Raw genomic sequence first — 15,008 nt, forward strand, 5'->3', positions numbered from 1 at the left:
ACTGTACGATAAAACCTTGTATCATCTCAAGGCGCTATTGGGAGAGGTGACCCGTCTGAGCGTCGGTAGCATTGAAGCCCAAGAACCGCTAGAGCGTTATGGGATTGATTCGATTATGATTACCCAGCTCAATGCCAAGCTGGCAGAATCCTTTGGCGAGCTATCCAAGACGCTGTTTTATGAGTATCAGACCTTGCGTGCCTTGGCGGAATATTTGGTGTCGGAATACGCACCGGAGTGCATGCAGTGGGTTGGAATGAGTCTGGACAAGGAACTGGTAGAGGAAACGGCTGCGACAGGCCGGTACGCTGAAGAAGAAAGCACGCCAGTTGCGGAGCAAACGATTGCGGAGACGGTGACAACGAAGTCCAGCCGTAGCTATGTGAAGCCTGTTCGAAGCTGCGCGGAGTCTGTCGCAGAGGAAACACGAGAGCCGATCGCCATCATTGGTATGGCAGGAAAGTATCCAGGTTCGAGGGATATGAATGAATATTGGGAAAATCTCAAGGCAGGGAAGGATTGTGTCAGCGAAATCCCGCAGGAACGCTGGAAACTAGAAGGATTCTTCCATCCTGATAAAGAGGAAGCGGCTTCACATGGCAAAAGCTATAGCAAGTGGGGTGGCTTTATCGAGGGATTTGCTGAATTCGACCCATTGTTTTTCAATATTGCACCGCGGGAAGCACTTAGCATGGACCCTCAGGAACGGCTGTTTATTGAAGCCTGCTGGGAAGCGATGGAGGACGCGGGCTACACCAGAGAACAGCTTGCGGTACGACATAACAGCCGTGTAGGTGTGTTTGCGGGAATTACCAAAACAGGATTTGATTTATATGGTCTTGATCTGTGGAGGAAGGGAGCGCAAATATTCCCTCACACTTCCTTTAGCTCAGTAGCCAACCGGATTTCGTACCTGTTTAATTTGCAGGGGCCGAGCATGCCAGTGGATACGATGTGTTCATCCTCATTGACCGCGATTCATGAAGCGTGTGAGCATCTGTACCGCGGAGAATGCGAGTTGGCCATGGCAGGAGGAGTGAACCTGTATCTGCATCCGCTGAGTTATGTCGGACTTTGTGCGAATCAGATGCTGTCCGTAGACGGACAGTGCAAGAGCTTCGGAAAGGGAGGCAACGGCTTTGTCCCAGGAGAAGGTGTGGGGGTCGTGCTATTGAAGCCGTTGTCGAAGGCGATAGCAGATGGGGACCCGATCCATGCGGTCATCCGGGGAACGAGCATCAACCATGGAGGCAAGACCAACGGGTATACCGTGCCTAACCCGATTGCTCAAGGGGAGCTGATCCGGTCGGCTCTGGAACGAGCCGGGGTACATGCCCGGACCATCAGCTATATCGAAGCTCACGGAACTGGCACAGAATTGGGAGATCCCATTGAAGTGACCGGTTTGACCCAGGCCTTCAGAAAGGACACGGCAGACAAGGGATTTTGCGCCGTGGGCTCTGTGAAGTCCAACATCGGACATTTGGAGGCGGCAGCGGGCATCGCAGGGATTGGGAAAATTGTCCTGCAGATGAAAAACCGGACGCTGGTTCCCAGTCTGCATGCCCAGGAACTGAATCCGAACATTCCTTTTGAGCAGACGCCGTTTGTCGTCCAGCAGGAGCTGGAGGAATGGAAGCGGCCAGTGGTTGAGCTCGATGGAGAGACACGGGAATACCCAAGAATGGCGGGGATTTCATCGTTTGGAGCAGGAGGCGCCAATGCTCATGTCATCATCGAAGAGTACGTTCCGGAAGAGCAGTCGCCAATCTGTGTGACAGCTCACCATCCTGTGATTATCGTATTGTCAGCCAAAAATGAGGAACGGCTGAAGCAGCAGGTCGAGAGATTGCTGTCCGTGATCGAGAAAGGAGAGGTCACAGAAAGCAATCTGGCGGATGCAGCCTACACGCTTCAGGTTGGGCGCGAAGCGATGGAAGAACGCCTGGCAGTCATTGCCGAATCGATGCCAGCGCTGGTGGAAAAGCTGGAAGGATTCATGAAAGACCAGACGGGGATCTCCGAGCTGTATCGAGGACAGGTCAAGCGAAACAAAGATGCGCTATCCGCACTGGTAGAAGATGAAGACATGGGGAAAACAATCGCTGCCTGGATCGGGAAACGGAAATACGCGAAGATAGTGGATCTGTGGGTGAAGGGACTGGCGATGGACTGGAGCATGCTTTACGGAGATGCCAAGCCGCAGCGAATGAGCCTGCCAGCCTATCCTTTTGCAAAGGAGCGGTATTGGGTCACAGATATTACGATCCCATCTGTAGAAAAAATTCAAATGGAATCTCAGGAAAAAGCAGTTCTTGTTCAGTCTCAAGTAATGCAGTCTGCTCTTCCTGAAGCTTTAATGCCATCCAGTTTTTCGAGTAGTTCTGAAAAACCAAGCGGGATTTCTTTGCGGAATTTGTCAGACAGTCAGCCGCAGCTTAGCAAGTCTGCCAATCAGCAGACAGCACCGATTATTTTAACTTCCCCGGAAGGGGTAATGCACACGTCAGATAATGACAACGAGACGGAAGAGCAGGTGCCTGCTAGTCCTGCCCTATCCATATCGTCAGAAATATTGCAGGAGGAGCTGACAACAAGTCTGGCGCAAGCTTTATATATAGATCGGGACGAGATCGATGAGGATAAAAACTTTGTTGATCTTGGATTGGATTCCATTATAGGCGTAGAGTGGATTCGAAACATTAATAAACATTACGACACATCCATAACAGCGACAAAAGTCTACGATTATCCGACCATACGGGAGTTTAGCAAATTTTTAGAAAAGGAATTGGGCAATCGTGTAGCCCAATTAATCATGCCGTCTTCTGCTGCGTCTATTCTGGATCAGGCGCCTGCAAAGCATTTACCGCCGCTCGTATCATTGGAAACGGATAAGCAGACAGAGGCCTCACTTCAGATTAATTTAATGCCGATATCGCCTGAAAAGCAGCCGCAATTCGGCACGATTCCGTCTGGTGTCTCTACAGAGCAATTACGGAAAGAACTGACGGCAAGCCTAGCTGAAGCCTTGTACATGGAGCAAAGCGAGATTGAGGCAGATAGAAACTTTATAGACATCGGTTTGGATTCGATTATAGGCGTAGAATGGATTCGAAATTTGAATAAGCGCTACGGCACATCCATTGCAGCTACCAAGGTCTACGACTATCCGACTATTCTGCAATTTACCGAGTTTTTGGCACAAGAAATCAATAAGCACGGGGGCAAGAAAAGCTTCGTTCAGCAGCCCTTGAACACAGTCTCGGACACGGTCAAACCTATAGCAGAAGTCCATTTACCGCGACCAGACACGATCCAATGCTCTCCAGCGCAGCTCCCTAAGGAGGAAACGGTGCCATTGCGTCGGGTAAAAGCAGAAGAGGAATCAGTGCCAGCAACTTCGGAAAATCAAGATGCAATTGCAATTGTTGGGATTGCGGGAAGATATCCTGGTGCCGAAGATGTACAGCAATATTGGAAAAATCTCGCTCAAGGTCAAAACTCCATTGTTGAAATCCCGAAGAACCGCTGGGACGTAGACCCGTTGTATGATCCGCGTCCGGCACAAGAGGGGAAAGTAAATTGCAAGTGGCTGGGTGCCTTGAAGGATATAGAATATTTTGATCCGTTATTTTTTAATATATCTCCTACCGAGGCGGAAGGGATGGACCCGCAGCAGCGCATCTTTTTGCAGGAAGCCTATAAAGCCTTTGAGGATGCAGGTTATAGCGGCTCACAGTTGGGAAATAAAAAATGCGGTGTTTATCTTGGCATTTTAAATAATGAGTACAGTATGATGCGCTACAAAAATGAAGCACAGTTCAGCAATACTACCGGGAACAGCAACGCTATTGCAGCGGCTCGTATTTCCTATTTCCTTAATTTGAAAGGACCCGCCATATCCGTAGATACGGCATGCTCCTCATCGCTGGTGGCAACTCACCTTGCTTGCCAGGCTTTATCAAATAAAGAGATTGAAATGGCGCTGGTCGGCGGTGTGTCCTTATACCTGACTCCTGAATCCTATATAGGTATGTCTGCATCCGGAATGTTGTCACCAGATGGTCAGTGTAAGACATTTGACAATAGTGCCAACGGCTTTGTTCCAGGCGAAGGAGCAGGGGTGCTGGTTCTGAAGCGGCTAAAGGATGCGGAAGCTGACCGGGATCACATCTATGGGGTTATTATCGGAACTGGGATTAATCAGGATGGAAAAACCAACGGGATTACCGCTCCAAGCACGAACAGCCAAATAGAGCTTGAGCAGGAGATATACAATAAGTATCAGATTGAACCCGAAAGTATTAGCTATGTTGAAATGCATGGGACAGGCACCAAGCTGGGCGATCCTATTGAATTGGAGGCTTTATGCACAGCTTTCAAAGAAAAAACAGATCAGAAGAAGTTCTGTGCCATAGGCTCGGTAAAGAGTAATATCGGGCATACTTCGGCAGCAGCAGGCGTAGCAAGCATGCAAAAGGTGCTGTTATGCATGAAGCATAAGAAACTGGTACCGACACTGAATTTCAAGAACCCGAATGAACATTTTGATTTCGATGATTCTCCATTTTATGTAAATACACAATTGAAGGACTGGCAACCTTCTCAAGGTAACAAAAGGCGGGCCGCTGTGAGCTCTTTTGGTTTTAGCGGTACCAATGCCCATCTTATTATTGAAGAATATCGTCCAGAGGCTGCAATTTCACCAGCAGACGACGAGTCACATAGTCCCGTTCTTTTCGTCTTGTCTGCCAAAAATGAGCAGCAACTAGTAACTTATGCCGAAAACATGAGAAACTTTATTGCCACTCAGCCCAACCTTAACTTGACAGATATGGGGTATACGCTGCAAGTAAGCCGTGAGCCGATGAACCACCGTCTGGCTTTTGTGGCAGATTCAAAAGAGAATCTACTACAAGCGCTGGATGGCTTGGTTCATCACCAACGGCCAGCTGGAGTCCTGACGGCTCAGGTGAAAAAGGGCAAGGACGGGATCGTGCTCTTTGAGGCAGATGAAGATGCCAAATCCTTGCTTGAAACCTGGATCAAGAAGAGAAAATTGGGGAAAATTGCAGAGCTGTGGGTACAGGGGCTAACGATGGACTGGAACAAGCTGTATGGGAACATCAAGCCTCGCCGGATGAGTCTGCCTACCTATCCTTTTGCAAAAGAACGGTGCTGGGCGCCCGAGCTAGACAGTAAGGTTGGCAAAGGTACAACTTCTGTCATGGCTGCAACGATTCATCCTTTGCTGCACCAAAACACCTCCGATTTTTCGGAGCAGCGATTCAGTTCTAGCTTTACAGGCCAGGAGTTTTTCCTGAAGGATCATGTGGTGAATGGGCGCAAGGTGCTGTCTGGGGCCGCATCCCTTGAAATGGCCCGGGCGGCAGTGGAGCAGTCACTAGGGACGGATGAGGGCGGCCTGGTCGGAATGTGCCTTAAAAACGTGGTTTGGGCACGGCCTATTGCCGTAGAGGATGGCCCAATACAGCTGCATATCGGGCTTTTCCAGAATGAAGATCAAGAAATTTCATATGAGATTTATGGAAATAACGGAGCCGATGATACAGAACTTATGGTATATAGCTTCGGCAATGCGGTTCGGAGATCAGCGGTGGAGGTTCCTGCATTGAATATTAAAGATTTGCAGGATACATGCAGCAGAAGCTTCCATCCGGCAGCATTGTATAACCTTTTCAGAGAGCTGGGGATTGATTATGGTCCTGGGCATCAGGGGATTGAGATGGTATATGCCGGAGAGGGTCAAGTGCTGGCGAAGCTATCCTTGCCCTCCTCAGTCTCTGACAATCACGGTCAATTTGTCCTGCATCCAAGCATGATTGATTCAGCTTTCCAGGCATCCATAGGCTTGACGCTGGGCTCTCGCGAGATTAAGCCTGCTCTGCCGTATGCCATTCAGGAAGTTGAAATTATAAAACATTGCAGCTCCACCATGTGGGCGCTGATTCGATACAGTGCAGATGGTACAGCAGGAGATAAGGCACAGAAACTAGATATTGACCTGAGCGACGAAACCGGAGAGATCTGCGTGAGGATAAAGGGTTATTCATCAAGAATTCTGGATATAGACTCTATTCCCACAGACGCGCAGTCCAATTCTGGTACCTTGATGCTTGAACCCGTGTGGAAAGAGCAGGGAGTTAGCATAGAGGGCGATTTACCTGTATATGATCGCCATGTCGTGATCCTTTGCCAGCCGTCCCAGATTTCTCGTGAACAAGTAGAAGCTCAAATAAGCGGCGTAAAGTGCATAATATTGCAACCTGATCAAAACGGAATCGGGGAACAGTTTCAGTATTACGCCGTTCAGATACTTGAGCTAATACAAAGAATTTTTAGAGAAAAAAACCATGGCAAGGTGTTAATCCAGATTGTTACTAACGACCAGGAGGAGCAGCAGCTTGTATCAGGGCTCTCAGGTCTTTTAAAAACCTCCAGAATAGAACATCCAAAACTGGTGGGGCAGTTGATAGAACTTGAACAGGATAAGGCCCCGAATACAATCATAGATATTTTAATAGAAAACAGCTGGAGTCCTGGAGACATCCAGATCCGGTATGGGAAAGGTAAACGGTGGATTTTCAGCTGGAACGAGATTCCATTTTCTCTGGAAACGGCGGACATTCCGTGGAAGGAGAACGGAGTATATCTCATTACCGGCGGTGCCGGTGGCTTGGGACTTATTTTTGCCAAAGAGATTGTAAATAAAGTACAAAATGTCGCGTTGATTTTAACGGGCCGTTCCGCGCTGGATGAGGGCAAGCGGGCAGAGATAAAGAAATTGGAGTCATTAGGAGCACGAATAGCATATAAGCAGGCCGATGTGACCCGGGAGCAGGCGGTGGCTGATTTAATTCGGGAAATAGGGGCAGAATTCGGAAGCCTGAATGGCATCATTCATAGTGCAGGAGTCATTCGTGACAACCGCATACTTCAAAAAAATAGCGGGGAAATGCTGGAGGTTCTTGCACCCAAAGTTCTAGGGGTAGTGAATTTGGATCAGGCGAGCAAGCACCTGCCTCTTGACTTCTTCATTCTGTTTTCGTCGGTTGCTGGAGGGCTGGGCAATCAGGGACAGGCGGACTATTCTACCGCTAACGCGTTTATGGATGCTTACGCCAGATACCGGAACACATTGACAGGATCGCAACAGCGCCAGGGGCAAACGATATCTATCAATTGGCCACTATGGAAAGAAGGCGGGATGCATATTGATGAGGAGACAGAGAAGCTGGTAAAGCAGCACACAGGCATGGGCAGTATTTCAACTTCTTCCGGCATTCAGGCCTTGTACCGTGCCATGCTTACGGGTGCTGATCAGGTTATGGTGCTGGAAGGCAATCTCGAAAAAATGAAAAGAGCAATAGGCTTAGATATTCCGGAAACCGGACAGTTTGAAAAGGCGACGGGTGCTTCAGCAATTATTTCAGCCATTTCCACGACTGACGGAAATGCCGCGCCGGACCTGCAGGACAAGGTGCAAATCGCCATGATGCAGGCGGTATCGAAATTGCTGAAAGTCAAGCTTGAAGATATTGATGCCTATGTAGAACTGAGTGAGTATGGCTTCGATTCGATCTTGCTCACGCAATTTGCCAACAACATCAATCACTTGTATCGGCTTGATCTGACTCCTGCCGTATTCTTTGAATACACTACACTTCATGACTTCTGCAGGTATTTAGTGGACGAATATGCCACCTTGCTTGGTGAGCAGTTTGTCGTCCAGACCCGGACTGAGCCTGCCGTGCAGAATGAAGAGGATGATAGGGAAGACAGCATCCGCAGTAGACGCCAGCGTTCCCGATTTGCAAACGAGAATGTGCTAGCTATGCCGCAACAGACCCAGGCTGGTTCTGAACCTATTGCAATCGTAGGCATAAGCGGCGTCTTTCCCATGGCCCGGGATGTAGATGAGTTTTGGAAAAATCTTGAGGAAGGCAGGGATTGTATCACTGAAATACCTGAAGATCGCTGGGATTGGAAGGCGTATTACGGTGACCCTGCGGAAGAGACCAATAAAACAAACATCAAGTGGGGCGGGTTTATTGACGGGATCTATGAGTTTGACCCTTTATTTTTTGGAATTTCACCGAGGGAAGCTGCACTCATGGACCCGCAGCAGCGTCTGTTGATGACTTATATTTGGAAGGCAATTGAAGATGCTGGGATTCCGGCAGCAGGGTTATCTGGAACCCATACAGGTATCTTTGCAGGAACCGCAAACAGCGGCTACAGCGGAATGATCTATCAGGGAGATGTGGGTGTGGAGGCGTATTCCTCTAGCGGAATGGCGCCGTCGGTAGGACCCAATCGTATGAGCTATTTCCTTAATATTCATGGTCCGAGCGAGCCTGTCGAAACTGCCTGCTCCAGTTCGCTGGTGGCCATTCACCGGGCCGTAAAGGCTATAGAAGATGGAAGCTGCGAAATGGCCATTGCAGGTGGTGTCAATGTGATTATCACACCTGAGCTTCATATCAGTTTCAATAAAGCAGGGATGCTGTGTGAGGATGGCCGGTGCAAAACCTTCTCTGATCAAGCCAACGGTTATGTGCGTGGTGAAGGGGTAGGCATGGTTTTCCTGAAAAAGCTGAAGGACGCAGAAAAGGCTGGAGACCATATTTACGGCGTAATCCGAGGCACAGCTGTCAATCATGGTGGCCGGGCTAATTCCCTGACAGCACCTAATCCGAGGGCACAGGCGGATTTACTGGTAAATGCATATACAAAGGCTGGTATCGACCCAAGAACAGTCTCTTACATTGAGGCCCATGGGACAGGCACCGAGTTGGGTGATCCTATTGAAATCAACGGACTGAAAGCAGCCTTTAAAGAGCTATATGAGAGTACAAAGGGACCCGGGATCAAAGAGCCCCATTGTGGCCTAGGTTCGGTGAAGACCAATGTTGGACATCTGGAGCTGGCTGCCGGAATCGCTGGTGTCATCAAAGTTCTGCTTCAGTTGAAGCATAAAAAGCTTGTTAAAAGCCTTCATTGCGATGCCATTAATCCCTATATCAAACTTGAAGACAGTCCTTTCTATATCGTCCAGGAGACGAGTGAATGGAAGCAGCAGCAAGATGCTTCTGGGCACAATATTCCTCGGAGAGCAGGTGTCAGCTCTTTTGGATTCGGCGGCGTCAATGCTCATTTGATCATCGAGGAATATGTTCCGAAAAATCAGGAGAAAGAGCCAGTTACCTTCAGTGCCCAAAAGCCGGCTATTGTTGTACTGTCAGCCAAGACTGAAGGACAGCTGCAAGATCAGGCACGGCAATTGCTGACTGCAATCCGGGAGCGCCAGTTCACAGACGGCAGTCTGGGAGATATAGCCTATACCCTGCAGATGGGGCGCGAAGCGATGGAAGAACGTTTGGCCTTCACTGCGGTGTCTCTCTCTGGGTTAGAGGAGAAGCTAAAGGGATTTGTTGAAGGACGGGAAGGCATCCCTAGCTTATATGTAGGGCAGGCAAAACGCTATAGAGAAGAAAATAGAGACCGGGGAACACGAGAGGAAGTAGGCACGACGATTGAGGCGTTGGTTAGTGAAAGCAGCTATGGCCAAATCGCACGTCTTTGGGTAAAAGGCGCGGTTTTTGACTGGGACGTGCTGTACGAAAAGCATAAGCCAAACCGTATCAGCCTGCCGACCTATCCTTTTGCCAAAGAACGATATTGCGTAACCGATACCAATAACCTGAGTGGAGCAAACGATGTTGGGCCAAAGCAGGAGAAGTCAGCCATCATTCATCCTTTGCTTCAGCGCAATACGTCCGATATTTATGGACTTCAGTTCAGCTCCACATTTACGGGAAGAGAATTTTTCCTCGCTGACCATGTGATCAAGGGACAGAAGCTTTTGCCTGGAGTGGCCTTCCTTGAAATGGCGCGAGCGGCAGTAGAGCAAGTCGCTACATCTTCGGAAGAAAGTCGGATTTGTGTTCGTTTAAAAGATGTATTATGGCTCCGGCCTGTGGTAGCTGGGGAGCGGCCGATTGCTATAAATATCGGGCTCTACCCGCAAGACGGAGAAATTGTCTATGAAATCTACAGCAAGTCTGAATCACTGGATACAGAGTTAGTTGTGCATAGCGAAGGCAGCGCAGCAATTGCTCCGTTGGCTGAGATTCCTGCCATAGATATTGAAGCACTGCTGGAGCAGTGCAATCTGGGTACCTATTCATCCCAGCAGTGTTATGAGGCGTTTGCAGCCATGCAGGTTTCCTATGGGCCAGGGCATCAAGCAATTGAAAAGATCTACACTGGCGTGGATCAGGTACTTGCCAAATTGTCCTTGCCTACCTCTGTTTACCAGACCATGGGACAGTTTGTGATGCATCCTAGCTTGATGGATTCCGCTTTGCAGGCGTCCATAGGCCTGATGATGGACACATACGGCGCTGCCATGTCTGACGGTAAAGCTTCTATAAAGTCAAAGCCGGCTTTACCGTTTGCTGTGGAAGAGCTTGAGGTGTTTAGTGGCTGCACATCAGAGATGTGGGCTTGGGTCCGTAATCGTGAAGGCAGCAGACAGGATGGTCCAGTGCAAAAGCTGGATATTGATTTGTGCGACATGCAGGGGAATGTTTGTGTAAGCATGAAGGGCTTCTCATCACGAATTGCAGAAGGAGGAACAGGGGGCTCAGATGAATTGACGCTATCTGAGACTTTGATGCTTGAGCCTGTATGGGAGGAACAAGCCCTTGTCTCGGGAGGAACAGCACCTGAATATCGGCAGCATTTGGTCATTTTATGTGAACCAGCACATATTTCCGGGGAAATGATTGAATCACAGATGAACGGGGTGCATTGTCTTATCCTGCAATCCGAAGAGGAAAGCATGGATGCACGCTTTAGAACTTATGCAGCACAGGTGTTTGAGCAAATTCAACAGGTGCTCAAAACCCAATCCAAACACAAAACATTGGTTCAGCTTATCATTCCGGTACAGGATCACAGACAGGTATTCTCTGGACTTTACGGACTCTTACAAACAGCACAGCTTGAGAATCCCACACTAGTGGGCCAACTGATCGAAGTGGATATGGAGGAAGATGCAGCAGGTATTATAAATATCCTGCAAGAAAATAGCCGCAACTTCATGAGTTCACATATCCGCTACCAGTGGGGCAGACGATATGCTGCCGCATGGACGGAAATCAAATCCTCGCAGGAAGTGAACCGTATTCCTTGGAAGGACAAAGGGGTTTATTTGATTACTGGCGGAACCGGCAGCCTTGGTTTGATTCTGGCTGAAGAAATGGCACGACAGGCTAAAGATGTCGCGTTAATTCTCGTCGGACGATCTATACTCCGTGGTCACATCAAAGCAAGGATTGAGGAAATAGAGGCTCTAGGAGCAAGAGTCGTATTTCGGCAGGCCGATGTCGACGATAACAGAGCGGTTGAGGATTTGGTTCGGGATATTCGGGAAGAGTTTGGGAAACTGGACGGGATTATTCACGGTGCAGGAGTAACCAGCGATAATTTTATGATTAAAAAAACAGAAGAGGAATTGCAGAAAGTATTGGCGCCAAAGGTTACAGGATTAACGAATCTGGACCAGGCCTGCAAGGATATTCCGCTGGACTTTTTCATTCTATTTTCATCTGTTGCAGGCAGTCTTGGGAATATAGGACAGGCTGACTATGCTGCTGCCAATGCCTTTATGGATGCCTATGCCAGATATCGCAATACACTTGTAGAACAGAAACAACGTTATGGGCAGACGCTTTCAATCAACTGGCCGCTCTGGAAGGAAGGCGGAATGCGTATTGATAGTGAAACGGAACAAATCATGGAGGAAATGGGGATGTTCGCTATGGGGACCGACACAGGAATGCGGGCTTTGTACCAGAGTCTGGCTTCTGGAAAAGATCAAGTCATGGTATTAGAAGGGCATGCCAGCCAGCTCAGAGAAACGCTCCTGCAGCAGCCATCCCTGAATCAGGTTGAAGATGCCTCCTCTATGATCATGGAGAGCAGAAAGGAGCCTGGAATCGGTCAAGACCTGCTTGTCGAAAAAGCAGCAAATTATTTAAAGCAATTGCTCGCAACATCCATCAGACTGCCAGCAAGGCAGATTGAAGCCGATGCCCCTATGGAGAAGTATGGAATTGACTCTATTATGATCAGACAGCTGACACGTGAATTGGAGAAAACATTCGGCACATTACCCAAAACGTTGTTTTTTGAATACCAGAGTATCCGGGAGCTGACCCAATATTTTCTTGAAGTTCACCAGAAGCAGCTGATTCAACTGCTTGGAATGGAGGAAGAGGTCAACGCCGTCCAAGCGTTTACGTCTTCCACTGTGAAAGAGAACCCGGAAAGGCCGCTTTCCAGCAGCCGAAGACAAGCTCGTGAAATGCCGGCTCAGGCAAAATTGCTGGATCAGAAAAAACTCCAACCGCAGCCGAAAGCAGCAGGTGGTACGGGGGATATTGCCATTATCGGCTTGTCGGGCATGTATCCTGAGGCCGAGAATGTTAGAGAATTCTGGAGTAATTTGCGTGATGGGAAGGATTGTATTACAGAAATTCCCAAAGAGCGCTGGGATCACAGTATATACTTTGACGAGGAAGGGAACAAGTCTGGAAAAGCTTACAGCAAGTGGGGAGGCTTTATCAAAGGCGTGGATCAATTTGATCCGAAGTTTTTCAACATTTCTCCTAGGGAAGCAGAAATCATCGATCCACAGGAGCGCTTGTTTCTGAAATGCGTCTATGAAACGATTGAGGATGCAGGTTATACACGGGAAGGGCTTGGACTGGAAAGGAATGTAGGCGTTTTTGTCGGCGTTATGTACGAAGAATATCAGCTTTACGGGGCGCAGGAGCAGGCTAGAGGCAAAATGATTGCCGTTCCGGGGAATCCGGCCTCCATTGCAAACCGTGTTTCTTATTTCTGTAATTTCCACGGACCAAGCATGGCTGTGGATACGATGTGCTCATCCTCATTGACGACCATACATCTTGCCTGCCAGAGCTTACAGCAAGACGAGTGTGAGCTTGCCGTTGCTGGCGGTGTCAATGTCTCCATTCATCCGAACAAATACCTGATGCTTGGGCAGGGAAGATTCGTATCAAGCAAGGGACGATGCGAAAGCTTCGGAGAAGGCGGAGATGGGTATGTGCCGGGTGAAGGCGTAGGGGCCGTGTTGCTCAAACCGCTGACCAAAGCAATAGCAGACGGCGATCACATATACGGGGTCATCAAGGGAACCGCTGTGAATCACGGCGGGAAGACCAATGGCTTTTCAGTTCCAAATCCTAAGGCGCAGGCTAGTGTAATTGGAAGGGTCTTTAAGAAAGCTGGTATAAACCCCAGAACAATCAGTTACATTGAAGCACACGGCACCGGGACATCTTTAGGTGATCCCATTGAAATCGCTGGATTGCAAAAGGTTTTCCAGGAATACACGGAAGACACCCAGTTCTGCGCCATTGGTTCGGCAAAATCCAATATAGGGCATTGCGAGAGTGCAGCAGGGATTGCAGGAGTGACTAAGGTGCTCCTGCAGCTCAAATACGGACAGATCGCACCTTCGCTGCATTCAAGCACACTCAACCCGAACATCGACTTTAGCAATAGCCCTTTTATAGTTCAGCAGGAGCTAGAAGATTGGAAAAGACCGGTCGCCACGATAAATGGGAAGACCGTTGAGTACCCAAGAATTGCAGGTATTTCTTCTTTCGGTGCTGGAGGCTCCAACGCACATGTGCTTATTGAGGAATACATCCCTGAGGTACAGGAGACTAGACAAGCTCCTATGATATTGCAAAACTCGGCCATAGTCGTGCTGTCAGCCAAAAATCAGGAGCGATTGTACGAGCAGGTGCAAAGATTGCTTTCTGCACTCAGAGCACCGGAATACGCGGATGCCAGTTTGGGGGATATAGCATTTACCCTTCAGGTGGGACGGGAAGCTATGGAGGAACGGTTAGCAGTCATAGCTAAGTCTACGACGGAGCTTGAAGGAAAGCTGGAGAGCTTCCTAGCGGGGAATGAGGAAATCGACGGACTCTATTCGGGTCAGGCAAAGAAAAATAAAGATATTCTGACGGTTCTTGAAGCAGACGAGGACATGGAACAATTGGTGGATATCTGGATAAGCAAGAGCAAGTATACAAAGCTGGCAGAGCTGTGGGTTCAGGGACTACTATTCGATTGGAACAGGCTTTACGGAAAGGTTAGACCTCATCGGATGAGTCTGCCAACCTATCCATTTGCCAAGGAAAGCTATTGGATCTCTACGTTTGGAAGCCAGTCCAAGGAAGTCAAGACGGAGCTCCCTGTAGTTGATATTCCAGCACAAAAGCAAGAGCCCGTTGTTTTCAGCCCTCCTACTGCCAACGCTAATGTGCAGGTACAGACATTGGCAAGGGTACCTGAAAAGCCGCAGGGTATTTTGCTGCGCTCAGTCTCTGATATCGAGAAGGTAGCCGTCGCACCCAAAAAGGCAGCTAAGCCTGCAGAATTGAAGCCTGCTCCCCCGCAGCCTAAACCTATCAATTCTACACCGCAGCCCGCTGTCAGGGACGAGGCCAAGCGACCTGCTAACGGACCTACGGCTGTACGGGTGGATGCATTGGAGAAGGAACTAATTAAAAGTCTTGCGAAATCCTTGAGTATGGATGAAAAGGATATTGGCCGAGACGATAAATTTATCGATATGGGACTGGATTCTATTATAGGCGTAGAGTGGGTACAGGACGTGAATAAACGGTTTGGAACGGCTATTTCAGCAACCAGAGTATATGACTATCCTAACATCAAAGAATTTTCCAAATATTTAGCAAAGGAATTAAGCAAATCGGCGGGAGCCTCAAACCAAGTACCTGTAGAGTCAACTTCTACGCAGCCCATGCAAGCATTGATCCAGAAGGTGCTGCAAGGTGAATTAAATGTTGAGCAGGCCGATCAGTTGTTCAAGCAATTACACTCGTAAATTGCCGACACGATATTCGTCCTATTTC

Annotated in this window: 1 protein-coding gene (cut by a window edge); it reads left to right on the forward strand. The window is 48.7% G+C overall.

Going from position 1 to position 15,008, the window contains the following annotated elements:
* Positions 1–14,980: the 3' portion of an SDR family NAD(P)-dependent oxidoreductase gene (locus MMB75_RS02950; RefSeq protein ID WP_103042523.1), read on the forward strand. The gene continues 4,790 nt to the left of window position 1, outside the view; only the last 14,980 of its 19,770 coding nucleotides appear in the window; its start codon lies off the left edge, out of view; its stop codon occupies positions 14,978–14,980.
* Positions 14,981–15,008: the final 28 nt, after the last annotated feature.

The sequence above is a fragment of the Paenibacillus sp. P2(2022) genome, from assembly GCF_029522175.1.
Classification (GTDB): Bacteria; Bacillota; Bacilli; order Paenibacillales; family Paenibacillaceae; genus Paenibacillus; species Paenibacillus polymyxa.